The sequence below is a fragment of the Sphingobacterium alkalisoli genome (genome assembly GCF_005049105.1).
Lineage (GTDB): Bacteria > Bacteroidota > Bacteroidia > Sphingobacteriales > Sphingobacteriaceae > Sphingobacterium > Sphingobacterium alkalisoli.
On sequence record NZ_SUKA01000006.1, the window covers coordinates 296,622 to 322,905 of the forward strand.

The following is a 26,284-nucleotide window of genomic DNA, read 5'->3' on the forward strand; positions in this document are numbered from 1 at the left end:
GTGCTTTAATATTAAGCTACGTCGCGTAAATCCACAGGTACTACTCGGGAAATACCTTGCTCTACCATTGTGACGCCATATATGATATCTGTACTCGCTATCGTGCGTTTATTGTGGGATACAACAATAAACTGAGATTGATTGGAAAATTCGCGAATGATATTGTTGAATTTGTCAATATTGGTATCGTCTAACGGAGCGTCTACTTCATCGAAGATACAGAATGGTGCAGGCTTCAATAAGTATAGTGAGAACAATAATGCGGTAGAAGTCAGAGTCTTCTCTCCACCCGATAGTTGATTAATAGATAGAGGACGTTTTCCTTTGGGTCTTGCGATAATATCAATATCCGACTCTAGCGGGTTTTTAGGGTCGCTCAAAACGAGATCACAACTGTCTTCTTCGTTAAATAATGACCGGAATACATGAATGAAATTTTCGCGGACTGCTGTAAAAGCATGCATAAACTTATCGTTAGCATTGCTATCTATTTCCTGTATGGTTGCCATCAGCGTTGTTTTAGCTTCCAAAAGGTCATTTTTCTCCTTGTTGATGAAATTAAAACGCTCGGTAATTTCATCATAAGCTTCTTTTGCCATTGGGTTAATAGAGCCATACTCATTAAGCTGTTTTTTCAAATAGGAGCATGATTCAGTTAATTCCGTTTGCGATGCGGTTATCTCTGGCATTTCGCCCTCCATAAGGGTTTTAATATCGATACTGAATTCTACAGATAACCGCTCTTTTAACGAATTTAGATCAATCTGTAAATTCGTCTTTTTGTCTTTGAATTCAGTGATCAAGAAGTCGTATTGATCTTTAGATTTACGGAGTTGGGCTACTTCTTCCTCCAGATCATTAATTACTTTGCGGGAGGAATAGAACTCCTCTTCCATTTCATGGAGTGCCTTTTCCAACAGTTCTTTCTGCTCATATAAATCCCGAAGATCATCGTCATTGGTGTCGGTGAATTTCAATGCATCCTGCATACCGATCTTCACTTGCTCTAGTTCTGCAGTGTTTTTGATCACTCGGGTTTCCAGTGCCTCTTTTTGGCTTTCGCGATACTCTAGATCTTTTTGGACGCCCGATACCTTATTTTGCTGTTGATGAAGACGTATGTTTTCTTGATTATATGCATTAGATTTTTCAGTCAATAGCTCGTTTAGTTCATTAAATGCGGCTTGGAGATCATTTAGTTTCTTACGTCTTTCATCACTTTCGGCTTGGAGGGTTTTCAGTTCAGGTTCTGATTTTGCGAGCTCCTCCGCTATGCCCCGCATTTTATGTTCAATATCCTGTTTACGAGTTTGGCTATTGGATATAAAGGCTTGATACTGTTCTTGTTTTGTTTTTACCGATGTCCACTCATTTTGCAACCTATTTAATTGTACGCGTAATTCATCTATTAGATCTTTTTGCGATTCCAAACGCCATGAGACCAATAACTCAGTTTGTTCTGCTTCAATTTTTTGCAGTTCTGCGATCCGTAGGTTTATGGTTTTGATTTCTTTGGCTAGATTTTCTAAATTTTTAGCCCTTCCAATACGTTTACCTTCAAATAAACCAACAGAACCTCCGCTGATACCCAATCTATTCTTGCTGAATTTACCTTCGTGGTGTAAAACAATGATATTTTTATCCGGCAACTCGAGTTCGATGGATCTGGCATCGTCAGACTCCAATAGATAGACATCCTTTAGCAACGCCAAACAGAGGGGCTTGTACTTCTCATCCACTTTAATTACCTGCATTGCAGGAATAAGATTTTCTTGGTGAAGAATAGGCTGGATCTCCTGGTCAGTTATCACAGCTTCCAGCACAAAAAAATTAGCCCGGCCGCGTGAAGAGTCACTTAACAAATTAATCGCTTGTACGGCATCGCTCTGCGTGTCGACCACATAATGGTTCATTACCGACTCCAGGTAGTTTTCAATGGCGACGCGATATTCTTCTTTACAAAATAAAACATCCGAAAATAAAGGGTATGGCTTTTGCCAGCCTGCATTTTTACGTAAGAATTTAATGGATTCGGGAAAACCTTCGAGATTATCTACTAGCGACTTCGTAAGGTTATACTCATTTTGTTTTGCATCGACTAAGCGGGATTCCTTATTTAGTTCTAATTTAACCAGGTCGAGTTGTTGCTCCGCTTGTCGAATTTTAATGTTTAACTCATTTTCGGCTTGTACGACGGACTCAAATTGATCTTGTTGTGTTTCAACCTTTCGTTGAATTTCGTCAACAGCCTTGTTGAACTGATTTAATTCAGCTTCTTTGGATGAGGTATCCGTGATGTTGCGTAAAGATTCCTGTTCGAGAGCTTCTTTCTGAATATTTAAAACCGCGATCTCTTTTTCTAACCTGTAAATTTTATTCTGAATTTCTAAGTTTTCCTGAACGAATTTGTCAAGCTGTACTTTTGAAGTATGTTGCTGACCTCTTAATTCTTCGACCTCTGTTTTATTTTGGGTTATATCGCCTTGATAGACATCTAATTTGGCCTGTTCTTCGTAGAGCTCTTCATGGAGTCTTTTTAACGTATAATCTACATGACTTAATTGTTGTTTGTCGAGGTTAAGTTCTGTGCTGATACGTGCTTCTTTTTCTTGCAAGTGGTGCAACCGTTCGTTTTTAACCTTCTTCTCAGACTCATAAGATCGGATTTTATTGATGTATTCATTCGTTGCCTTTTGTTGGGCCGACAATGCTTTCTCTTTAGCAAGAATATCTTCTCTATCTTTTCTTAAAGTAATCTCTTTGGTGTCTATTTTTTCCAAAGTATGCTGAAGCGACTGCTGAAGATTGTTTTCCTTCTCGGATAAGGATTGTAGATCCGAACTAAAACTGTCTAAGCGATAATAGGCAAGCCCGATGCTAGCTTCTTTATACTCTTCTTTTAACCTAAAGTACTTATCAGCCTTTTTTGCTTGGTTTTCCAAAGATTTAAGATTTTTTGTTATTTCATAGAGCAAATCATCCACACGCGATAAGTCAGCTTCTGTATCTTTTAACTTATTTAGGGTTTGTTTTTTACGTACTTTATATTTAGAAATACCAGAGGCCTCTTCAAAAAGGTTACGACGTGAATTGTCCTTATTGGCAATGATCTCATCGATCATTTTTAACTCTATTATTGAATAAGTATCTGCGCCAATCCCCGTATCTAAAAATAAATCTGTAATGTCTTTTAAGCGGCATTTTACATCGTTGAGGCGATATTCACTATCACCATTACGGTATAGTTTACGGGTGATGGTCACCGTCGTGAATTCTGTAGGAAGAACGTTTTTATTGTTATTGAATGTCAGCGATACCTCAGCTAGGTTAGCTGGCTTACGGTTTTTAGTTCCGTTAAAAATAATGTTTTCCATTTTCTCTGAACGTAGCATTTTGGTGCTTTGTTCACCGAGTACCCAACGTATAGCATCTACCACATTTGATTTGCCGCATCCATTTGGTCCCACAATTGCAGTAATCCCCTCGTTGAAATTTATCGTAATCTTATCGCCAAAGCTTTTAAATCCCTTGATTTCAAGTTTAGTTAGCTCCATTCACTTATTGTTAAATTTAAGTTACGAAAGTACATAATTTCTCGATATTAGCGCATAGATGTTAGATATTCGATAAGCAACAAATCAAAAGCCTTATAGCGGATTGGCTATAAGGCTTTGATACGTTTTTTCATTGGGTACTGGAATCTTTTAATCAACGATTACAGTACAGTGGTATTCTCTGTACTGAACGGAGTATTAATATTGTTCTGCGATACCGAGATACAGTGGTGTTTCGGTGTTATCTCGTTCGCCTACCAAAATAATAGATAGATATCTTCCCGGTTTGAAATCGTACTCCCGCTCGATTATTGTCGTTCCATCTGTATTTTTTACGACAATATTTTGTTTTCCACTCGTGTTAGCAACGAATAAATGGTTTTCCTCAGGCGATGAAGCACTTTCTGTTGTTCTCCCTGCGAACACCGGCTCACTGTCTGACCCTATATAAACAGAAACTTCATCTGCAATAGTCGACAGGTGTAAAAAACGTACAGCTGTCTCGTCTCCCAAATCTTCGACCGACTGATCTTCTGTAATGATGTGTTCTGTTGCTTCATCATTTCCGAATACAAAAGAGGTATAGGATGTACTGTCCTTAAAGGTGTAATTTGTATCGATAATTGTTTTTTGGCTTTCATCTACAATGCGTATGCGTCGATTACCAACAAACAAATTTCTATACCTTTCCATTTCTTGGTATTGCAAAAAGCCAAATGGTAGAGGTATACGGTTGTTATCGGCGTAGTAAGCCAATTTAGTGTCTTCGGTGTATCCATTTACCATGGTGAATACTGCGTGTGGCACGGGTTCATAATCCTTGTCCTTCAAACAGCTACTCATGATTATTGTACCAAGTACAATTGTAAATAAGAGTTTAAAATTTAATAGTTTCATATATCTTGAATTTTATTTTCATTTCTGTTATCAAAAACGAAGGAGACATTCAGAAGGCTACAATAAAATTAAAAAAAATGAAAATCATGCTTTAGATCACGGCTCACTTCATGAACCGCTTGAAATGATTTGCACTTACGTGCTATAACTATTGAAGTAATAAATAGTTGTTCAAGCCTTATATTTATCCTAATTTTAGGGCTTTACTGATTTGCAAAAACACTTTATGCTAAGTGCCTCAAAAGGAATCTTTTAAAGAGGTATCTAGGTAAGCGCGTTATGCGCGTCGAGAACATGTTTTAAATAGTTTTACGAGGAATATATAACCTGGCGTTTGATATGAAGAGAATAGTACTTATAGCCTTTTGTTTGATCTGCACGGTATACTTAAATGCCCAGGTTAGAGATAGTGTAGTGGCGATTATTGCCTCCGAATACGATGAGGTTGGAATAGCACATCGTTTTTGGCTTGGCGACAGCTATCGCAAACTTTATAACACGCCCGTAAAGATGCGTTTGGTAGATTTAAGTACAGAGAAGGGAGGGTTAGAGGGTGTAAAATTGGGAGGAGGCATGCAGACTCAATCTCTACGGATGGTCGATGTAGAGGGGCGGGAGTGGGTATTGCGTTCTATACAAAAATTTCCCGAACGTAGTCTGCCCGAAAGCTTACGTAAGACGATTGTCAAAGATATTGTACAAGACCAAATTTCTATTGCACATCCTTTTGGTGCACTCACCGTACCTTTTTTTAACGTAGCGCTGGATATACCGCACGCTTCACCTGAACTGGTGTATGTAGGCGACGATCTTAAATTGGGCGAGTACCGCGAATTGCTCAGGAACCGCGCTTACATGCTCGAGCCACGTATGCCATTTGAAGACGTTAAAACAGATAATACGGTGAAAGTCATCCAAAAAGTGCTGGATGATAATGATACGCAAATAGACCAAAAGCTTACCCTACGTGCTAGACTTTTAGATTTTATTCTTGGTGATTGGGATCGTCATGAAGATAATTGGCGCTGGGATCCGGAAAAGGAAAATGGAAAGAAAATCTATACACCAGTTCCCCGAGACCGTGATAAAGTATATTATAAAACGTCGGGCGTTTTTCCAGTTCTGCTATCCCGTCAATGGCTAAAAGCTCATCTTCAACCTTTCAGTCCACATATCCGTAATGTTGCACACTGGAATTTTAATGCACGGCATTTTGATCGATTTTTCCTAAACCATTTAAATGAAAATGATTGGATCCGCGAGATAAAATACGTACAGGAAGTGGTAACAGATTCTGTGATTCACCAAGCGATGTTATCTATGCCCGATACAATTGTTGTGTTGAGTGGGGAAGAATTAGAATTTAATATTCGTTCTCGGCGTGATGAGCTAATGTCAACCGGGTTAACCTATTACCGTTCGCTTGCCCGGTATGTTGATATTCCCCTATCGGGGAAATCGGAATTTATTGATGTTGATTACAATAAAGATGGTACGATAACCATTGACGTACATAATAAAAAGAAAGATGGCTCCAAAGGACGTCGATTGTTAAAACGGAAGTTCTTCTCTGATTACACACAGGAAATACGTTTATATGGAATAGCCGGAAATGATGAATATAAAGTTCATGGGGCAGGCCGTACCCCCATCAAGCTTCGTTTGATAGGAGGAGAAGGATATGATGTATTTGCTTCCACCAAAAGCTTTTCTAACGCGAGTAAATTATATGTTTACGATACGAAAGACACGGCTTCCAATATGTTCTCGATAAATAAGGGAGTTCGTTTGCGACTAAATACGGATACAGCAATCCACGATTATAAATACGATAGCTTCGTGTACGATCGTAAGGGCGTTCTCGTAAATCTGAATTATGGCATTGATCGGGGATTGATCTTTGGCCTCGGTTATTTGATCGAGAACCAAGGTTTTCGAAAGGAGCCTTTCGCCTACAGACATCAGTTTTCTGCAAATTACCTTACAGGAAGAGAATCATTTATTTTGGATTACAAAGGGCTTTTTAAGGAGTTAATTGCCGGTCATGATCTGTCCATTACGTTATCTTCCTTAGGACCTTATAATCTCAGTAACTTTTTTGGCTATGGTAATGAATCACGTTTTACGAAAATAGCGCAAAGAGGGATTTCTTATTATCGAAATAGATTCGATCTCGTGAACGGAGATCTATTTTTAGAAAAATACGTGCGTGCCGGTGTTAAATTGTTCGTTGGTTCTTCATCTCAATATTACAATAGTAATGAGTCGAATAATAGGGGTCGGTATTTTGCCGATTTTGAAGCTAATAACCCCGGCGAGCCCATTTATGGGAGCTTCTTCTTCACCGGAATAGCCGGAGGGGTGGATGTTGATACTAGGGATAATACGGCGAACCCAAAGTCGGGAATTCACGTTTATTCTCGGCTAGGCTATAATGCGCAGGTAGGAGGTCTTAAGAGAACGTATGCAGCGATGGAGAATTCCTTTTCTTTCTATAGAACCTTTGCCAACGATTATATTACGATTGCAAATAGAACAGGTCTTGAAGCAGTGTGGGGAAGCCCTTATCATTATCAGCATGCGCAGATCGGCGGTGAAACTAGTTTGAGGGGATTCAATTCACGACGCTTTACAGGTAAAACAGCAATTCACAATAATTTCGATCTGCGTTTCAAATTATGGAGCTTTGCGAGCTATTTGCTTCCTGGCACCGTCGGAGCTATAGGCTTCTATGATATCGGACGAGTATGGATGACCAGCGAAAACTCGGATAGATGGCATATGGGATATGGAGGAGGGCTTTATTTTATGCCCGGAGATCTTCTTGTTATACAGGCTGCTTTGGGTTTCAGTCAGGAAGCTACCCTTCCTTACATCCGAGTCGGTCTTTCTTTTTAAGCAAATATAAATTAAGGTCTTTAATTCCGAATGCAATAAAGCCCTTCTATGGAAGATAGAAGGGCTTTATTTGTACCTAGGGCGGGAATCGAACCCGCACTCCCTTAACGGGAACAGGATTTTAAGTCCTGCGTGTCTACCAGTTCCACCACCTAGGCAACTGAGCGAAAGACGAGATTCGAACTCGCGACCCCAACCTTGGCAAGGTTGTGCTCTACCAACTGAGCTACTTTCGCTTAACGTGCTGCAAATATAGCTAGAAAAATTAAATTTTAAAATGATAGTAATTTATTTTCTGCTTTGTCAAGATAAAATGCTCAATCTGTGTAAATTAATTTTTAATCTCTACACTATTATGTCATTTGAAAGCTGAATTGGTCTCGTTTTTGCCTATTTTTGTTTTCAAACCATCTTGGATTATATGAAAGTATTTAGACTCTTAGTATTGTATATTCTCTTTGCCCCTGCATTTTTACTAGCAGATACCTATCCAGAGGTTATTTTCGACAACAGTCTGGTTAAAGGTGTCTATGCCAAAAGTACGGTAAACTATGGCGGAAAGAGTTGGGTAGAGAATGTAAACCAACATTTGTTGGTATCCGATACACTCTTTTTTACACCGGGCAATGCCTTATCATTAAAATATATTTCGGCGGAAGAAGGAAATTGGAATACTGAAGTTCGTTATAGTCGTCAAAAACACCACTATAAATTTAGTAATGATGATTTTTTGAGTATTCGAATTTTTGTAAAGAGTACGGGGACAGAAGTGAATGATTTACCAAAATTATACATAAAGCAACGGAGTAGTACCTCTGCCTCATTTTCACTGGAAAAGTTTATCAAGAATTATGAGACCAATAAATGGATTCAGGTAAAGATTCCCATAAATGCTATAAGTGATGTTAATTTTAGTGACCCTATTGCCGCCATTGGATTTCAACAGCACAGGAGTTCGAATCGTATGCAGCACATTTTTATTGACCAGATCGAATTTTTGGCAAAGAATTACCCACAGGTAAAACTGTCTTCGCCAGCGATTCTGACTGATGCCGTACCTTACGACAGCCAGGTGCATTTGAAATGGCAATTGCCGTTAACACCAAGCATTCATTACATTAAAATTTATCGATCGGAAGATGGCGAAAATTTTAAGCCTATTGGAATACGTCCGGTTCAGATGCAGTCTTGTCTGGATATGGTTCCGATTTTGGGTAGAAAATACTATTACAAAATTACTTGGGTTGATTACAATTACCAAGAGTCACCATTCTCCGGTGTAAAGGAAATTACGACGAAAGAGCTGGAAGATAGTCAATTGCTGGATTTAATACAGTTGGCACACGTCAATTATTTTATTGAGAACTATGACGTTAACAGTGGGATGTATATGCCATTCCGGGTAAAAGATAAAGCTATTGTATCCACAAAAGAAACGGGGGGCGCTATTATTTCCTTGTTGATAGGAGCTGATCGTAAGTTTGTCTCCCGCCAATATGCGTACGGACGGATATCAAAAATTGTTTATTTTTTGCTGAAAGCTCAAAACAACAAAGGGATATTCCCTTCTTATTTTAATGGAAGGGGGGGAGTTCCCGAGTATCGAAGTGACAGCCCTAAATATGATGTATCGGCCACCTCCAATATACTTGAGGCACTGTTGATTGCCCGAGAATATTTTTCCGGAGACTCTGCCGAAGAATTGGATTTAAGAAAAAGAATCACCAAACTTTATGAAAGTGTTAATTGGCAAGAACTTACGTTGGAAGGAACGGATGATATTTTGAGATCTTCATTGCCAGCTATTGAGGATTTAAATTCACCACTTAAACCTACACTGAACGGTATCAATGAGTCGATCAATACCTATTTTTTAGCTATGGCTGCTCCAAAGTTTCCGTTGCCATTAACAAGTTATTATAATGCTGTGTATCACAATTATAGTCCTTATGTGCCTGAACAGCCAGAAGAGGGTGAAGTGGACATATATACCGATAGCCTAGCTTCGGATACGACAGCATTGATAGAAAGTCAAAAGGTGGTCGCGTTAATAGACACATTTATTCAAACATCAGTTTTGCGAGATACGCTTTTATATGGTAACTCACTCAAGCTTGGGGAATATAACCGAAGTCTTATGGAGTTATATAGGCCTTTTTTAACGATTTCGCCAGAACTTCTGCAAGATACCATTCTTGACTTTAAAGAAGTTTTGAATTCTTATGTTCATTTTGTAAAGCGACGTGATAATGAGATAGGGGTAGGGTCTACCGATAGCGACATCTGGGGCTTTTATCAACATCGGGATAGCGTAGGTAACTATCGCATTAATCCTTCCATAGCGCCTTCATCTATTTTCGTGGATAAAGAGATCGGATTGCAGGCAATCTTAGCGCTATACCATCAATATGGGAATGTGTTATTTACAGAATATGGATTTAGATCTTGGCTAGATTTACGCAATGATGACGTTTCAGATGAATATTTAGCCGCTAATCAATCGACGCTATCCATTGCTTTGGAAAATTATCGTTCGGGGTTGATTTGGAAATTATATGCCCAAATTCCTGAATTAAAAGCTCTGCGAGAAAGCCTATTTGCCAAAAATCTTGAGCCTATTAATGAATAATTTAAAAGATTCGTTTATCTTTATACGGATTAATGAGCTAACGTATATGAAGAAAGTATTTTTATTATCTGTGACGGTTACAACCCTAATGTTTACAGCCTGCAAACAACAAAAAATAACGGCATTACCAGGAGCAGTTATTTCGAAAGACGGTACAGATGATGGTTTAAAAAATGTAAAATCCGAATTTGATGATGCAGCACGTATCGATGAAGGAATAAAATTCACCTTATCTTCTGATGTGTTATTCCCATCGAATTCTTCGTTCTTGACAGATAAAGCGAAGATCGAAATCAGCAAGCTGGCTAAAATATTAAAGGAAGATAGTGGAAAAAAAATAAGAGTTGATGGTCATACTGACGCGACAGGTGAAGCTGGATATAATCAATGGTTGTCTGAAAAAAGAGCAACCTCTGTAAAGAAGTACTTAGAGGATTCGGGTATTGCGGCTTCCCGTATTGCGATTAAGGGCTTAGGTCAAACCAAACCGGTAGGAGATAACAAAACTCCCGAAGGAAGGCAACAGAATAGAAGGGTAGAAGTTGTTATTCTGGACTAATTGTTTCCGATAAATCAGAAATAAAAATGCAGCGTTCAAAAAAACGCTGCATTTTTATTTTAGCGGATACTCTTTTCGCAGTCCCAATAAATAAATCAATGATCCCAATATAGGAACAAAAGCAATTAAGAATATTATTAAAATTCGGTCTGTAGACTTATTCGAGAAATCTCTTTTGAAGAGATCTATTAATGTGTAGATGATAAGCGCAAAGGGAATAAGCCACAGCAATCCCAGTGTGAGCAACACCATCTCTTTTGATCCTATATTTATAAAACCGATCATAATTTTTTATTGCTAAATAGTTTTTCTAAAATAATGAATAAATTCCGTATTATCAAGGTCGCGGCAGATTGTGATAATTATGTGGAAAATGCCTAAATTATATTCGTTAAATTTGTTTTCTATAAAAAAAAGAATGCATGTATATAATATTTGATACAGAGACAACAGGCTTGCCAAAACGTTGGGATGCACCGATTACAGATACGGATAACTGGCCACGCTGTATTCAAATAGCTTGGCAACTACATGACGAAATGGGTAATCTGATCGAGCATCAGGATTATTTAATTAAGCCCGACGGGTTTAATATTCCCTACGACTCTGAAAAGATCCACGGTATTTCCACAGAGTTGGCTGAAGAGCAAGGCGTACCACTAGAAGAGGTATTGGATAAATTTAATATCGCTTTGGCGAAAGCAAAATTTGTGGTGGGGCAGAATATTGGTTTTGATCTCAATATTATGGGGTCTGAATATTATCGTTACGGAGTGCAAACTACCCTGAATGATAAGCCCATATTAGATACCTGTACCGAAGTTACGGCCGAGTTGCTTCAACTTCCGGGAGGGCGCGGTGGAAGATATAAATTACCCAACCTGACCGAACTCCATTCGTATTTATTTGGAGTACCCTTTGCTGAGGCACATAATGCGACCGCCGATGTGGAAGCTACTACACGTTGTTTCTTTGAACTTGTTCGCCGTGAGGTGTTTAAGCCCGAGGAACTTCAGGTAGATACTGGATATTTTATTGAATTCAGAAGAGAAAATCCAGTTTTAATTCCGACTGTTGGGCTACAACATGTTAACCTGAAGGCGGCTTCCGATGCGATAAGAAGCAAAAATAAGGAAGATGTAACGCATGTTGTGGATCATGAGGCAGCGGCAGCATTAAAAGATGCCGTATTTGCACATTTGCACAATCATTCTCAGTTCTCCGTTTTACAGTCTACGATCTCAATCGGTGGTCTTGTGTCGGCTGCTGCAAAATATAATATGCCCGCTGTTGCACTTACGGATCATGGAAATATGATGGGAGCTTTTCATTTTGTTAGTAGAGTGATTGGTCATAATAAAGAGGTTGAAGCCAGAAATCAAGAGTTGACTGAAGCCGGAAAGCAACCAACCGAACAGATTATAAAGCCGATAGTGGGTTGTGAATTTTATGTTTGCGAAAATAGGAAGGATAAGTCGCGTAAGGATAACGGTTATCAGGTTGTTTTGTTAGCTAAAAACAAAAGTGGTTATCATAACTTAGCAAAAATGGCTTCTGTAGCTTATACGGAGGGCTTTTATTACGTGCCGCGTATCGATAGGGAAACGATAGAGCGATACAAGGAAGATATTATTGTGCTGTCAGGAAATTTGCAGGGAGAAGTTCCGAATAAAATCCTCAATATAGGTGAAAATCAAGCGGAAGAGGCATTGATCTGGTGGAAGAATTTGTTCGGTGAAGATTTTTACATGGAAATCATGCGGCATGGACAAGAAGATGAAAACAGAGTAAACCAGTCTTTAATTCAACTCGCACAAAAACATGATGTGAAGTTGGTCGCAACTAATAATACCTATTATTTAAATAAAGCTGATGCGCATGCACATGATATTCTACTTTGTGTAAAGGATGGTGAAAAGTTAACCACTCCCGTAGGGCGAGGTCGTGGATTTCGTTTTGGAATGCCTAATCAAGAGTATTATTTCAAATCTCCAGATGAAATGAAAAAAGCTTTTGCAGATTTACCAGAAGCTATTCTCAACCTGCAGGATGTGCTGGCAAAAATTGAAATATACGCATTGAATCGCGATGTTTTACTTCCTAAGTTTGAAATTCCAGATAAATTCCAATATGCTGAGGACAATGAAGACGGGGGTAAACGCGGAGAGAATGCCTTTCTACGCCATCTTACCTATGTCGGTGCCGAAAAGCGATATGCAGAGATTACGGCCGAAATTCGGGAAAGATTGGACTTTGAGCTAGCGACAATCGAACGTACAGGGTATCCTGGATATTTCTTAATTGTTCAGGATTTTATTGCTGCTGCAAGAGGGATGGGCGTTTCTGTTGGTCCCGGTCGTGGATCTGCTGCAGGTTCTGCGGTGGCATACTGCTTAGGGATCACAAATTTAGATCCTATTCAATACGATCTGCTTTTTGAGCGATTCTTAAATCCAGATCGTGTATCCATGCCCGATATCGATATTGATTTTGATGATGAAGGTCGTGGGAAAGTCATGCAATACGTGATTGATAAATACGGTGCTTCTCAGGTGGCGCAGATTATTACTTACGGTACAATGGCTGCCAAATCTTCCATAAAAGATACTGCACGCGTATTAGATTTGCCTTTGCAAGATTCCAATGAGATTGCTAAGCTTATTCCCAACCTCAAATTGAGTAAAATTTTCTCGCTCGAAGAGAAAGCATTGAAAGAGGTTTTACGGTCGGATGAATTGGAGGCGGTTAATAAGCTAAAGGCACTTGCTGAAGGGGCCGGTTTAGAAGCCGAAACCATCAAGCAGGCCAGAGTGCTGGAAGGTTCGATGCGTAACACCGGTATCCATGCCTGTGGGGTGATTATCACACCTGATGATATTACGAATTTTGTACCTGTATCGCTAGCCAAAGATTCGGATTTATATGTTACCCAATTTGATAACTCGGTCGTAGAAAGTGCAGGTTTGCTTAAAATGGACTTTTTAGGGCTGAAGACTTTAACGCTCATCAAAGATACCGTATCGAACGTGAAATTGAGACATGGTGTAGCCTTGGATCCCGATGAATTTCCTATTGACGATCTTTTGACGTATGAGTTATTCCAAAGAGGCGAGACGATAGGGGTGTTCCAGTATGAATCGCCCGGGATGCAAAAATACATGAAGGAGCTCAAGCCGACGGTATTTGCCGATTTGATTGCAATGAATGCGCTATATCGTCCCGGACCTATTGAATATATTCCTTCTTTTATTAAACGTAAACATGGTATAGAGCCTATTATTTACGACTTGGAAGCCTGTGAGGAATACCTGAAGGAAACCTACGGTATCACCGTGTATCAGGAACAGGTCATGCTTTTGTCTCAAAAATTAGCAGGCTTTTCAAAGGGTGATGCCGATGTATTACGGAAAGCAATGGGTAAGAAGCAAAAAGCGGTACTGGATAAAATGAAACCTAAGTTTGTGGAACAAGCAGCAGAGAAGGGACATAATCCAAAGGTTCTAGAAAAGATCTGGACAGACTGGGAAGCTTTTGCATCGTACGCCTTCAATAAATCGCACTCTACGTGCTATGCCTGGGTCGCCTATCAAACTGCATATCTAAAAGCCCATTATCCCGCAGAATATATGGCAGCTGTACTTTCCAATAATATGAATGATATTAAGCAGGTTACATTTTTCATGGAAGAATGCAAACGGATGGGATTACAGGTGCTAGGACCTGATGTAAATGAATCTCACTATAAATTTACGGTAAATGAGCAGGGTGCGATACGATTTGGAATAGGTGCGGTAAAAGGAGTGGGTGCGGGTGCAGTAGATACTATTGTGCAGACTCGGGTTACAAGTCCGTACAAATCGATTTTTGATTTTGCCAAAAGGATTGATCTGCGGGCAGCGAACAAAAAAGCCTTTGAGAGTTTAGCATATGGCGGCGGATTTGACGGATTTACAGATACGCATCGGGCGCAGTATTTTTTCAGAGACGGGGATGGTTCTACAGGTATAGAGAAGGCCGTGAAATTTGGCCAGCGTTTTAAAGAAAATGAGCAGTCGGCTCAGGCAAGTTTATTTGGCGGCGGAGCGGCAGCCGACTTACCAGAACCTATTTTAACGCCTTGCCCGCAATGGGGACTGATTGAAAAACTGAAATACGAGAAAGATGTTATCGGAATTTATTTGACCAGCCATCCGTTGGATACCTATAAGTTTGAAATTAAGCACTTCTGCCAGAATAACGTAACAGATCTACAGTTGATCAATAAAGTAAAGGCCTCTGAGGTTGAGCAAGAGGTATTGTTGGATTTCAATCGTATAAAAAATAAAGAAGTTATCATTGGTGGCATTATTGCCAGTGCTGCCCATAAAGTAGCGAAGTCAGGGAAACCATTTGGTTCCTTTATTCTTGAAGACTATTATGACTCATATGAAATTGCCGTTTTTGGGGAAGATTATGTCAAATTCAAAGGCTACTTGCAAGAAGGATATTTTGTGCAGGTAAGAGGTTTGGTTCAAGAACGCTTCAAGCAAGTGGGGAATTGGGGATTCGAGATGAAGAGCATTCAGCTGTTATCTGATCTCCGTGACAAGCTGGCGAAGAGTTTCACGATTCAGATTGCATTACACAAATTAAATAATAAGATGGTAGATGAAATAAACAATCTGGTACAATCGACTGTAGACGAAACCAATCCGGCCAACTGCCAACTGAAGTTTAAGGTAATGGATGTACAGGATGAATTCGTGGTAGAAATGCCAGCCAAGTCGACGAGAATCCATATTACGAATGAGCTATTAGACGGGCTGGAGGAAATGGAAGGTGTCAATTATAGATTAAATTGATAAGCTATAGATATTATTGCATCGCAATTAGAATTCATTTGGAGGGATTTATTTATATTTGTATATAAGTTTGATTAAATTTAAAAGATAGTTTATTATGGCACTAGAAATTACAGATAGCAACTTTGAAGAAGTTGTTTTAAAATCAGATAAACCAGTATTAATTGACTTTTGGGCCGAATGGTGTGGACCATGTCGTATGGTAGGACCATTGGTAGACGAAATTGCAAATGAGTATGATGGCAAGGCAGTTGTTGGAAAAGTTAATGTAGATAATAATCCGGACATTTCCGTTCGCTTTGGCATCAGAAATATTCCAGCCTTATTGTTTTTTAAAAATGGTGAGATTGTAGATAAACAAATCGGAGCCGTACCTAAGTCTGTATTGGTTGAAAAATTAGATAAGCAATTATCATAGTTGGTTTATTGTTAGCAAAAAAGAGCGAATATTCGCTCTTTTTTTTGCTTTAAGCTTTCTTAGTGCCACTCTTCTCGTCCTAATATCTTTTTATCAGAATACTCAATTTTGTCTTCCACAACTTCTGTCAAATCGGTTCTTTTAGCGAGATTAGGTTGGCCTGCATCGATCCAAGCCGAGTACCACAATGATCCTACATAATAGATAGAAGATCTGAACCTTTTTTCCACCATGCCATTTAATGCACGATGGTAAGAGTTAGCATATGTATCTGAATAGTTCAATATCAGTTGGTTCTTGCGTGTAATATAGCTCTTTTGTTCAGATTTTTTCATCGTTTGAGAGAGCTGCTTTTCGATTTGCAAGACAGAATCGACTAATGCATTACTTTCCTTCACAATCTGCCAACCCAATTGCAACGGGTCGTCGATGTATGCAGCAGCTCCCACAAAATAATCATATTCATGACTGAACATTTCAGGTAGCCTTGTTTCCCAAAATGCGTGGATTCCTATTTGATCTGAAAATTGACCATTGTAATTGCTGGTAGTATGCAATGGGACATGTGCATCTGCCACGTAATGCCCCAGATCAGCGCTATACCGAATAATACGGTTGTGGTCTAGTTCTTTAAGTGCGCTCACTAGGTTTTGATACGTTCGCCATATCTGCCAGGGAACAACCCCATTTGCCAGCAGTTTCCGCTCGCTAAATTTTGCGACAGCTTTGCTCCAATGAATGGGGATGGAGTCCGTCTCTGCGTCATATCTGTCTAGATCGATATAGTGCCTAGAGGGTTCTAGCGTGTCGATGTAGCAACGCTTATCGGCATCTACTGCTTTTTCAGTTATGGTATTAAGATGTTTTTTATAAAATTTGGCTAATGATGCAGGTAATGTGTAAGTGGCGTTCTCGTTAATTTGTTTATGGGCATAGAACCCCCATGAGCTGAATAGAACAATAAAAATTAGACTGAGAAGTGTAATGGCAATATGTTTCATGTATGTTAATTATTTCACGGGCTGACCTTTGAATCAAGCTTCACGAGATCTTTTGTGGCACAGTTTGACTACCTGTACAATTTTTAATATTAATTGATTATAAACTTAAAGTTAACTAAATTTTATTTAAGTAGGTTTAGTAGAATCATTTTAAAAAAATGCTTACATTCGGATACATATATTGGACGCTATGAAGATACTTTATGCCATTCAAGGTACGGGAAACGGACATTTATGTCGGGCAATGGATGTTATACCTTGTCTGCAAAAATTTGGTGAGGTGGATGTACTTATCAGCGGTATACAGGCGGATATCCGTCTTCCCTTTGAAATCAAATATCGCCTTCACGGAATGAGTTTTATTTTTGGTAAATCCGGAGGAGTAGATATTTGGAAAACGTTTATGAGCTCGACGGTACGTAAATTTATTCAAGAAATAAATTCTGTTCCGGTGGAGAAGTATGATTTGGTAATAAATGATTTTGAACCCATTACCGCATGGGCTTGTCATACGCGTGATATACCCTGCATTGGATTGAGCCATCAGATTGGAGCTATGCATAAAAGCAGCCCGAAGCCGGAGGAAAGTGATATGATGGGGAAGTTTATTATGAAAAACTATGCTCCTTGTACACATTCGTATGGTTTCCATTTTAAAAGTTACCACGAAGATATTTTTACACCAGTGATCCGTAAGCCCATTCGAGAGCTAGAACCAACAAATGAAGGACATTACACTGTATACCTTCCTTCTTACGATGATGCACATATCTTGAAGCATCTTTCGAAGTTTCATGGTGTCAAATGGGAAGTGTTTTCAAAGCACAACATGCGTCCTATACGTTATAAAAATATATCCATCAATCCAATTAATAGTGAGGCCTTTGTGAAAAGTATGGCTTCTTCGGAAGGTGTATTGTGTGGGGCAGGTTTTGAAACTCCGGCGGAAGCTTTGTATCTTGGGAAAAAATTACTGGTCATTCCTATGAAAAACCAATACGAGCAGCATCTGAATTCTGCTGCATTGGAAGAGATGGGGTTACCGGTGATTAAAAGTTTGAAAAAGAAACACGAGTACGATATAGCTCTTTGGCTTAATAGTAAAACCGCTGTTCAGGTGGATTACCGCGATAACACCATGGAGATTGTTGAACAAATTATTAATAAACATCAATAATATGAATAAATTTTTGCCCCTGATTTTTGTAAGTTCCCTAGTTGCTTCAACGGCTCAGGCCCAAAGCCTTGCAACATCAAAAGATTCGCTGTCGTATGCGCTTGGAAGGGACATCGGCTCTTCTCTTAAAAACGCAGGTTTTGATATAGACATCCAAGTACTTAGCGAGGCAATCTCTTCCTCCTTAGCACAACAAGAAGGTGTATTCGGTGACGAACAGAATTCGCAGATTATACAAGGAGCTGTTAAGAAGTTAATGGATGAACGTAACGCCGTGCTGAGGCAACCTGGGGAAGATTTTTTAGCAAAAAATAAAACTAACCCCAATATAAAGATAACCGCAGAGGGTGTACAATATGAAGTTTTGGTGCAAGGAGAAGGTATACAGGCTACTGTTGAAGACGAAGTCGTTGTACATTATAAAGGCTCTCTGATAGACGGTAAACAATTTGATAGTTCGTACGACCGTGGGGAGCCTGTTAATTTAGATTTGGACCGCGTGATAGAAGGATGGAAAATTGGCATACCTTTGATGAAAACAGGGTCAAAGTATAAGTTCTATATTCCTTATCATTTAGGTTATGGCGAGCGTGGAGCTGGTGAAATACCTGCTTTCAGCACGTTGATATTTGAGGTCGAACTATTAGAAATCAAAGCAAAGAATGCGGTATAATAATTTAGGACATTCAGATTTAAAAATTTCAGAAATAGGTTTGGGTTGCATGTCTTTGGAAGGAGGTGCTTCTAATGTAAATATCGGTCTAATTTCTGAAGCTTTTGATCATGGAATAAATTATTTTGATACGGCAGATCTATATGAGAAGGGACTTAACGAGGAATTGATCGGTAAAGCCGTCCATTCATTCCGAGATCGAATTGTCTTAGCGACAAAAGTCGGAAATGAGTGGCGTACCGACGGATCAGGATGGGATTGGAATCCGCGGAAGGAATATATTCTCCGTGCGGCGGATGAATCCCTCAAACGACTTAAAACAGATTATATTGACGTGTATCAGTTGCACGGGGGCACGATTGAAGATACCATGGATGATGTTGTCGAAGCTTTTGAGATATTGGTCCAAGTAGGCAAAATAAAACACTATGGCATTTCTTCGATCCGACCAAATGTCTTTACCCAATACCTTGAGAAGTCAAATGTCGTTTCCAATATGATGCAATATAGTTTGCTTGACCGGAGACCTGAACGATATTTGGAGCTATTCAAAACGCATAATACGTGTATAATATCCAGGGGAAGTTTGGCACAGGGGCTTCTGTTGGGTAAAAAGGCAAAATCTTATCTTGGATACGAACCTACAGAAATCGAATTATTGAATGAGAATATAGAGAAGCTCGGCCAACAGCTTGAAGTATCTAGGCAAGCTATTGCGCTGGCATATGTATTACAACAGCCGTTGGTAGCCAGTGCCGTAGTGGGGGTGCGTACAGCAAATCAAATGAAGGATCTCTGGCAAGCCTGTCGTGAGCTTGAAAAACTGAGGCATCAGGATCTCAGCACGCTCTTAACGGCCATACGACCCATCGACTATACAGCACATTTAATCTAACGGCGTGTAGATCCGTACATAGGGAGACCTAATTACCAAAGTACTTAGCTATAATATACTTTAGATCTTCAGGTGAATCTATGGCATCGTTGGTGTGTGCTGATAATGCGGTTTGGATTTTATAGCCATTATCCAACCAACGCAGTTGTTCCAGACCTTCCATTTGTTCGAGGTCGGATAAAGGAAGTGCGCTGATCTCCTTCAGTACTTCAGTGCGGTAACCATAGATACCGATATGATTATAAAAGGGCCTCTTTGTTAGCCAATCTTCAATTTTGGTACCTCGAAGAAACGGGATAGCTTGTCTTGAAAAATAAATGGCTTCACCATTTTTGTTCAAGACCACTTTCGGTTTGTTTTCGGCTAATAGTTCTTCATTGGAAGACACTTTATGCACGAGGGTAGCGATTTGTGTCGCCGGATTTTCAAAACATGAGGCCAATAAGTTGATCTGTTGCGGGTCAATAAAGGGTTCATCGCCTTGAATATTAATGGCAATATCAAAACCTTGAAGTGATGCTATTACCTCCGCGCAGCGGTCCGTCCCAGATTCATGATCCTTTCTCGTCATGACTACATTCCCAGCGGCACTTTTGATGTGATCATAGATGCGTTGGTCGTCTGTTGCTACGATTACTTCGCTAAGTACGGAAGCATGTTTTGCCTGATTATATACCCGTTGGATCATCGATACACCTCCGATATCTGCCAAGGGCTTACCTGGAAAGCGGGATGAGTCATATCGAGCTGGAATTATTCCTATTATTTTCATTTGTATATGGTTATTCATTAATATATGCTTTCAATAGCATTATTCATTCATGATCATTTTCAAAGGAATTCATGAGTGCTTCGCGGTTACTTCGTGAGCTGGCAAGCTTGGTTATCTATTCATTACCGTTAGTTTTTCAAATGAATTCATGAGACGCTCCGCTAAGTTTATCCAAGTCAAAAGTTACAACTCAACATATAAGTTTTAAAACAGTCCGAACAGTTCCGTTTCGATTTTTTGAATAATAGTTCCTAGGTCTTCCGGATTATTGGCAAAATCGAGGTTGTCTTTGTCTAACACCAGCAATTTTCCTTCGTCATAACCGCCTATCCATTTGTCGTATTTATCGTTTAATTTAGATAGGTAGTCCAAGCGAATCCCCGATTCATAATCTCTTCCTCTAAGCTGAATATTATTCACCAAAGTAGGTACGGAAGCTTTCAAATAAATTAAGAGGTCGGGTGGTTTGATATAGTGGATGATACTTTGGAAAATATTGCTATAATTTTCGAAGTCGCGTGCACTCATCAGGCCCATGTCGTACAGGTTTTCCGCGAAGATGTAAGCATCTTCGTATATGGTACGATCCTGAATCATCTTAATGCCCTTACTTTGTAATTCGACGATATGTCTAAATCGACTATTTAAAAAGAAGATTTGAAGGTTGAATGCCCAACGCTTCATATCGCTGTAGAAGTCTTCCAAATAGGGGTTGTTGTCTACGGCTTCAAACTGAGGTTCATACTTCAGATGATGTGCCAACAATTTTGTCAATGTCGTCTTTCCCGCACCTATATTTCCTACTATTGCTATATGCATATTTAAATTTAATATAGTTTTTTAAGTCCAATTATCTCTCTTACTTCTCTAATCGTTTTCTGTGCACTAGCTTGCGCTTTCTCAGCCCCTAATTTGACCACTTTCTTAATATAATCATTATCATTGGATATATCTTGTATCCGGGATCTAACTGGCTCCGTAGCTAAAACCATATCTTCAGCTAATTGTTTTTTGAAATCGCCATAACGGATCTCACAATTATTATACAGCGTATCAAAATGTTGCAACGTATCTGGAGCCGAAACGACCTTCATCAGATCAAAGAGATTCTGAATGGCGTCCGGTTTTGCTTGGTTCACTTCTGTCGGTCCCGAATCAGATTGTGCACGCATAATTTTTTTTCGTATCACCTCAGGTGAATCGGATAAATAAATGCAATCGCCTTCACCATTGGATTTCCCCATTTTACCCTGTCCGCTTAATCCAGGAACTTTTACCAGTTTTTCAGAATAGGTAAATGCAAAAGCTTCTTTGAAATAATCGACATCGTACATACGATTAAAACGATTTCCAAATGTTCGGGTCATTTCGAGGTGTTGCTCTTGGTCTTTGCCGACAGGTACTTTTATGCCATGGTGTATCAAGATATCGCAGGCCATCAATACTGGATAAGTCAGTAGCCCCGCATTTACATTATTTGGATTTGCACGGATTTTGTCTTTAAAAGAGGTTGCACGCTCTAATTCGCCCATATAGGCATTCATGTTCATATATAGGTATAGTTCTGCAACTTCTGGTACATCCGATTGAACATATATAGTCGATTTTTCGGGGTCGATACCCGCCGCTAGATACTCCACTACTACTTGACGAACAGTAGATTGTAAGTCCTGAGGAGTAGGATGAGTCGTTAAAGAATGTAGATCTGCTATAAAAAAGAAGCAGTTGAATTCATTTTGCATCTTCACAAAATTACCTAGCGCCCCGTAATAATTTCCTAAATGTAATTTTCCGGTACTTCTGATACCACTGACAACAGTTTCCATATACCTGCGAATTTACGTATTAATTCGTTAATTTATTAATCTTGCGTATATTTAGGTTTATCAATACGTATTGGATAATGGGAAAGAAACGTATACACATTGTATTATTTAGCATCATCTTCAATTTGGTTCATGCACAGGAGAAGTCGGTTGTTTTTACAGATGAATGGTGTACCTATAAAGGCTTCTATGACAGCCAGAAGTATACAGAGAAACAATTAAAAGATACGCATGAATTGATAAAAGGTGTATACTTCAATTACAGTGAGAAGCGAGAAGAAATGGAAAAAAGCTATGCGGAGATTAAAAGTAAGCTAGCGAATTTATCTATTGTAAATGAGTCTTTCTTTAAGTCTCTTCTCGATTCTACACATCTTTATCTCGACAAGACTTATGAAGCTAAGCTAATCCAATTGGTAGCAAAGGATGATCCAGTTGTATTACTTCGTATATATCAGGAAGATGCTGATATCAAGCTGTATTCGGAAGCATTAGCTGAAGGGAAGACAAAATTATTAGCAGCCTATGAATATTTGACCAAAAAGCAGATGGAAAAAAATGGTTATCCGGAACGGCTCTGGGACAACTATCAATTTAACATTGCACAAGTAAATAAGTACGAACTAGCATTTGATTATGTATTAGTGTATGGCTGGTGGAATGCTGTAAACCATCGACTACCCCATATTTCATACGACGGACGACAATTTGCAGCATTTGAAAAATTGTTTACTAAACTAGAAACGTTAGATTGCGATGAGCCTTAGCAGGATAGTCGATTTAAGATTCAAGCGTTTTGGCTTCGTTCCAATAGACATCCATTTCAGCTAAGGTCATTTCACTAAGTTGTCGTCCATTTTCATTAGCTCTTTTTTCAAGATGGGCGAACCGGAAGATGAATTTCTTGTTTGTTCTTGCTAAGGCATTCTCTGGGTTGATCCCCATATGTCTAGCGTAATTGATCAATGAAAAGAGTAGATCACCGAATTCCTGCTCGGCTTTGTCGTAATTTATCTCAGCCTCGTTTTGGATGTTAAATTCAGTTTTAAACTCCGCTAGCTCTTCTTCCACCTTTTCCCACACCTGTGCTTTATCTTCCCAGTCAAATCCTACGCCACGAACCTTGTCTTGTATACGATAAGCTTTTACCAAAGCCGGTAATCCATTCGGCACACCGGATAGTACGGATTTATTACCTTCCTTTAGTTTAATCGTCTCCCAGTTTTGTTTTACTTCTTCTGCAGTGGTTACTTGAATGTCCCCGTAGATATGTGGATGTCTTGTGATTAATTTATCGCACACTCCATTTAACACATCTGTAATATCAAATCGTCCTTGTTCTTCTGCAATTCGTGCGTAAAAGACCAGGTGCATCATCACATCACCTAATTCCTTCTTTATCTCTTCTGTATCCTTATCTAAGATCGCATCAGTCAGTTCGTACATTTCCTCAATTGTAAGAAGCCTAAGACTTTCCATAGTTTGCTTTCTGTCCCATGGACATTCTTCACGTAACGTATGGAGCACCCGTAATAATCGATCAAAAGCTTGTGAAGGTGTGTGTTTTCTTTCAGGCGGAATATGTGACATGACGTTTATATTTGATTGCAAATGTACAGCAATTTTTAAAAAAAATCCAGATAGTAGAAACCTAAAGTACCGTTGTTTGTTATATTCTATATTAAGAAGAAAATTTATGGAAACTATTTTCAATTACGACACACCCGTCATAGCATTAGAAAAATTAAGTAAAGCAGGATATACGATCGATTACAATCAGGAGTTTGATGAGTTGTTTTCAGAATCTGACGATTTTACCATCGATTATTTATACCGATATGAAGGTATAACCGATCCCAGCGATGAGTCATCGGTTTATGGTATTCGAAACACGAGTTCAGGCCATAAGGGCGTGTTTGTGGCCGGCAATCTATCGCTGATAGAAGGTCGTAAACGCGATATTATTGTCAATTTAGAAATTCGTTCTAAGCAAGCCCAAAACAAGCTTTAAGGATATATAAATAAAACTTTCATGATCCATTGAATCACCAACAGGCATGAAAGTTCTTGATGGCCTTTGAGAAATAGACACTTTCAGAAAAAAAGGGAATGAACAATCATTCCCTTTTTTGACTTACGGTAATATTAGTGAATTAGACATTAAATCTAAAATGCATGATATCACCGTCTGCAACAATATATGTCTTGCCTTCTACAGCGAGTTTTCCTGCTTCTTTCGCGGCCGCTTCCGAGCCGAAATGTACAAAGTCATCGTATTTAATAACCTCCGCACGAATAAAACCTTTCTCAAAATCAGTATGGATTACACCTGCCGCCTGAGGAGCCGTAAATCCTCTTTCTATCGTCCATGCGCGTACCTCTTGTACACCAGCAGTAAAATATGTCGCGAGATCCAATAGTGAATAGGCGGCACGAATGAGTTTATGTACGCCTGATTCGGTTAAACCTAAGTCATCCAAAAATAGCTGACGCTCTTCGTAGCTCTCTAACTGTGCAATTTCAGATTCGATCTGAGCAGAAATAATCAATACCTCTGCTTTCTCTTCCTTCACCGCTTCTTTTACACGTGTCACATAATCATTTCCGCTATTTACAGAAGCCTCGTCTACGTTACATACATATAGCACGGGCTTGATAGTTAGTAAGGTAAGATCCTCTATATAGGCAAAATCTTCTTCAGATATGGCAGCTGTGCGAGCAGATTTACCAGACTCTAAATGTTCTTTTACAACAGAAAGAATTTCAAAAGTCTTTTTCGCATCCTTGTCTCCACCTGTCTTCGCCATTTTCTCCACTTTTTGGATACGCTTTACCACGGTGTCTAAGTCCTTCAGTTGAAGCTCCGTGTCGATGATTTCTTTGTCACGTATAGGGTCTACTGATCCGTCTACATGAATAACGTTGCCGTCGTCAAAGCAACGCAATACATGTATAATTGCATTCGTCGTACGGATGTTGCCCAAAAATTGGTTACCCAGTCCTTCGCCTTTTGAGGCCCCTTTTACCAGGCCAGCAATATCCACGATCTCGATGGTATTTGGTACTATACGTTGCGGATTTACTAATTCAGCCAATTTATTTAAACGTGCGTCAGGTACAGTGATGACACCCACATTAGGTTCTATAGTACAAAAAGGAAAGTTAGCCGCCTGCGCTTTTGCATTGGACAAACAGTTGAATAATGTTGATTTACCTACATTTGGTAGGCCAACGATACCACATTGTAAAGCCATTAGTTTTTTGCTGATAATTTTAAAATTCCACAAAGATAGGAAAATGGTGTCAATTAAATTAAGATAAGTGTATTTGAAATTTGTCTCATAAAAACTATCTTTATAATAAAAACGAAAATTATGAAGAACTTTTTCTTTTTATTATTGACCTGCGTTTCCTTTACAGCTATAGGGCAAACTGGTTTTAAACCTGGTTTTCAAAGTAAAGTGACCTTTGGTTCGGGGTTTACAGTGCTGGATGAGGAAATTGAGATGATGCAACTGAAGTTTGACTATGTTGGACAGGTTGCCTTAAGTCCCTATGTATCTCTGGGTGCCGGCACGGGAATTCGACATTATCTTGATTTCGATTATTCGAATTGGGATGATGACTGGTTTGATGCGGACTTTAATCAAGAATTAATGATCCCGTTATATGGTCATCTTAATGTTCGGTTTTTGGATAAGAAAGCATCACCTTTTATCAGCACCTCTGTCGGTTATGCTTTTGGTGTGAATTTGAATTCTGATGTTAAAGATTTTTACAGAGTAAATTTTGACTCAGATGATACGAAATTCAAATCAGGCTTTATTGCCGATGTATCCACCGGAGTCAGTATTCGTTTCAGAAATAGATTGGGGATCGTGGCCGGGCCCTATTTTGAATATCAACAAACGGAGAGACGCGTTTATGAATTAGTGGGCGGAGATGCTGTGGTTCAACATACAGAAGAGTTGAATCTATTTAATTGGGGACTTAAAGTTGGACTGACATTCTAATTGTAGCTTTTTCTTTACATATTTTAACGTTTAACGTGTTAATCCCTTTGGTACGCTATGTAGTCATAATAATAAAATTGGATAGAAAATTATCGCCTTTTTTGGGCATTTAATTTAAAGGAGGTTTTATT

General features: G+C 39.1%; 20 protein-coding genes and 2 tRNA genes. 11 read left to right on the top strand and 11 right to left on the bottom strand.

All coding sequences use genetic code 11. The annotated features are described in order from the left end of the window. Positions 1 to 11 precede the first annotated feature (11 nt). Positions 12 to 3,554 (bottom strand): chromosome segregation protein SMC, encoded by a 3,543-nt coding sequence (smc, locus tag FAZ19_RS18610; protein ID WP_136822260.1) that lies wholly within the window; start codon positions 3,552 to 3,554, stop codon positions 12 to 14. 198 nt (positions 3,555 to 3,752) lie between these two features. Then, the gene (locus FAZ19_RS18615; RefSeq protein ID WP_136822261.1) at positions 3,753 to 4,451 is read right to left on the bottom strand and encodes a DUF4397 domain-containing protein; all 699 of its coding nucleotides are present in this window, start codon (positions 4,449 to 4,451) and stop codon (positions 3,753 to 3,755) included. A 339-nt stretch (positions 4,452 to 4,790) separates the two neighbouring features. Here FAZ19_RS18615 and FAZ19_RS18620 point away from each other — a divergent pair, with 339 nt between their 5' ends. Continuing rightward, positions 4,791 to 7,349, top strand: coding sequence for a BamA/TamA family outer membrane protein (locus tag FAZ19_RS18620; RefSeq protein WP_136822262.1), 2,559 nt, complete (start codon positions 4,791 to 4,793; stop codon positions 7,347 to 7,349). Between the two features lie 73 nt (positions 7,350 to 7,422). Here FAZ19_RS18620 and FAZ19_RS18625 read toward each other — a convergent pair. Both FAZ19_RS18625 and FAZ19_RS18630 read right to left on the bottom strand, forming a co-directional pair. Further along, positions 7,423 to 7,507: transfer RNA gene (locus FAZ19_RS18625), tRNA-Leu, on the bottom strand. A gap of 5 nt (positions 7,508 to 7,512) precedes the next feature. After that, positions 7,513 to 7,585 (bottom strand) — tRNA-Gly (locus tag FAZ19_RS18630). 185 nt (positions 7,586 to 7,770) lie between these two features. Here FAZ19_RS18630 and FAZ19_RS18635 point away from each other — a divergent pair. Both FAZ19_RS18635 and FAZ19_RS18640 read left to right on the top strand, forming a co-directional pair. Then, positions 7,771 to 9,978, top strand: a complete 2,208-nt coding sequence (locus FAZ19_RS18635) for a glucoamylase family protein (protein WP_136822263.1) — start codon at positions 7,771 to 7,773, stop codon at positions 9,976 to 9,978. Then, on the top strand, positions 9,971 to 10,537 hold the full coding sequence (locus FAZ19_RS18640) for an OmpA family protein (protein ID WP_229707639.1): 567 nt from the start codon (positions 9,971 to 9,973) through the stop codon (positions 10,535 to 10,537). The genes FAZ19_RS18635 and FAZ19_RS18640 overlap by 8 nt, the downstream gene beginning before the upstream one ends. 54 nt (positions 10,538 to 10,591) lie before the next feature. On the opposite strand, the gene FAZ19_RS18645 is transcribed toward FAZ19_RS18640, so the two are convergent. Next, positions 10,592 to 10,822 (bottom strand): PLDc N-terminal domain-containing protein, encoded by a 231-nt coding sequence (locus tag FAZ19_RS18645; RefSeq protein ID WP_136822264.1) that lies wholly within the window; start codon positions 10,820 to 10,822, stop codon positions 10,592 to 10,594. A gap of 137 nt (positions 10,823 to 10,959) precedes the next feature. Between FAZ19_RS18645 and dnaE the strand changes: the two genes are divergently transcribed. Both dnaE and trxA read left to right on the top strand, forming a co-directional pair. After that, positions 10,960 to 15,378 carry a DNA polymerase III subunit alpha gene (gene dnaE / locus FAZ19_RS18650; RefSeq protein WP_136822265.1) on the top strand — a complete coding sequence of 1,473 codons (4,419 nt, stop codon included), beginning with the start codon at positions 10,960 to 10,962 and terminating at the stop codon, positions 15,376 to 15,378. A gap of 97 nt (positions 15,379 to 15,475) precedes the next feature. Beyond that, positions 15,476 to 15,796: a thioredoxin gene (trxA, locus tag FAZ19_RS18655; protein WP_136822266.1), complete on the top strand. Its 321-nt coding sequence runs from the start codon at positions 15,476 to 15,478 to the stop codon at positions 15,794 to 15,796. A 59-nt stretch (positions 15,797 to 15,855) separates the two neighbouring features. Here the strand turns inward: trxA and FAZ19_RS18660 are convergent, their stop codons facing one another. Then, positions 15,856 to 16,797 (bottom strand): zinc dependent phospholipase C family protein, encoded by a 942-nt coding sequence (locus tag FAZ19_RS18660; protein WP_136822267.1) that lies wholly within the window; start codon positions 16,795 to 16,797, stop codon positions 15,856 to 15,858. 190 nt (positions 16,798 to 16,987) lie between these two features. Between FAZ19_RS18660 and FAZ19_RS18665 the strand changes: the two genes are divergently transcribed. The 3 genes from FAZ19_RS18665 to FAZ19_RS18675 are packed head-to-tail and all read left to right on the top strand — an operon-like array spanning position 16,988 to position 19,542. Beyond that, positions 16,988 to 17,974: a glycosyltransferase family protein gene (locus tag FAZ19_RS18665; protein WP_136822268.1), complete on the top strand. Its 987-nt coding sequence runs from the start codon at positions 16,988 to 16,990 to the stop codon at positions 17,972 to 17,974. A 1-nt stretch (position 17,975) separates the two neighbouring features. Further along, positions 17,976 to 18,647 carry an FKBP-type peptidyl-prolyl cis-trans isomerase gene (locus tag FAZ19_RS18670; protein ID WP_136822269.1) on the top strand — a complete coding sequence of 224 codons (672 nt, stop codon included), beginning with the start codon at positions 17,976 to 17,978 and terminating at the stop codon, positions 18,645 to 18,647. Then, positions 18,637 to 19,542: an aldo/keto reductase gene (locus FAZ19_RS18675; RefSeq protein WP_136822270.1), complete on the top strand. Its 906-nt coding sequence runs from the start codon at positions 18,637 to 18,639 to the stop codon at positions 19,540 to 19,542. The genes FAZ19_RS18670 and FAZ19_RS18675 overlap by 11 nt, the downstream gene beginning before the upstream one ends. 28 nt (positions 19,543 to 19,570) lie before the next feature. On the opposite strand, the gene kdsB is transcribed toward FAZ19_RS18675, so the two are convergent. The 3 genes from kdsB to trpS form a co-directional block, all read right to left on the bottom strand. Then, on the bottom strand, positions 19,571 to 20,314 hold the full coding sequence (gene kdsB / locus FAZ19_RS18680) for a 3-deoxy-manno-octulosonate cytidylyltransferase (RefSeq protein ID WP_136822271.1): 744 nt from the start codon (positions 20,312 to 20,314) through the stop codon (positions 19,571 to 19,573). A gap of 204 nt (positions 20,315 to 20,518) precedes the next feature. Further along, positions 20,519 to 21,133, bottom strand: coding sequence for a deoxynucleoside kinase (locus FAZ19_RS18685; protein ID WP_136822272.1), 615 nt, complete (start codon positions 21,131 to 21,133; stop codon positions 20,519 to 20,521). A gap of 8 nt (positions 21,134 to 21,141) precedes the next feature. Continuing rightward, the gene (trpS, locus tag FAZ19_RS18690) at positions 21,142 to 22,140 is read right to left on the bottom strand and encodes a tryptophan--tRNA ligase (RefSeq protein WP_136822273.1); all 999 of its coding nucleotides are present in this window, start codon (positions 22,138 to 22,140) and stop codon (positions 21,142 to 21,144) included. A gap of 77 nt (positions 22,141 to 22,217) precedes the next feature. On the opposite strand from trpS, the gene FAZ19_RS18695 reads away from it, so the two are divergent. Next, entirely contained in the window at positions 22,218 to 22,907 is a 690-nt protein-coding gene (locus FAZ19_RS18695) for a hypothetical protein (protein ID WP_136822274.1), read from the top strand. A 13-nt stretch (positions 22,908 to 22,920) separates the two neighbouring features. On the opposite strand, the gene mazG is transcribed toward FAZ19_RS18695, so the two are convergent. Next, the gene (mazG, locus tag FAZ19_RS18700) at positions 22,921 to 23,730 is read right to left on the bottom strand and encodes a nucleoside triphosphate pyrophosphohydrolase (RefSeq protein ID WP_136822275.1); all 810 of its coding nucleotides are present in this window, start codon (positions 23,728 to 23,730) and stop codon (positions 22,921 to 22,923) included. 106 nt (positions 23,731 to 23,836) lie between these two features. On the opposite strand from mazG, the gene FAZ19_RS18705 reads away from it, so the two are divergent. After that, the gene (locus tag FAZ19_RS18705; RefSeq protein ID WP_136822276.1) at positions 23,837 to 24,151 is read left to right on the top strand and encodes a hypothetical protein; all 315 of its coding nucleotides are present in this window, start codon (positions 23,837 to 23,839) and stop codon (positions 24,149 to 24,151) included. A 142-nt stretch (positions 24,152 to 24,293) separates the two neighbouring features. Here FAZ19_RS18705 and ychF read toward each other — a convergent pair whose 3' ends face one another. Then, entirely contained in the window at positions 24,294 to 25,394 is a 1,101-nt protein-coding gene (gene ychF, locus FAZ19_RS18710; protein WP_136822277.1) for a redox-regulated ATPase YchF, read from the bottom strand. A gap of 120 nt (positions 25,395 to 25,514) precedes the next feature. Between ychF and FAZ19_RS18715 the strand changes: the two genes are divergently transcribed. Further along, positions 25,515 to 26,153 (top strand): hypothetical protein, encoded by a 639-nt coding sequence (locus FAZ19_RS18715; RefSeq protein ID WP_136822278.1) that lies wholly within the window; start codon positions 25,515 to 25,517, stop codon positions 26,151 to 26,153. The last annotated feature ends 131 nt before the right edge of the window (positions 26,154 to 26,284 follow it).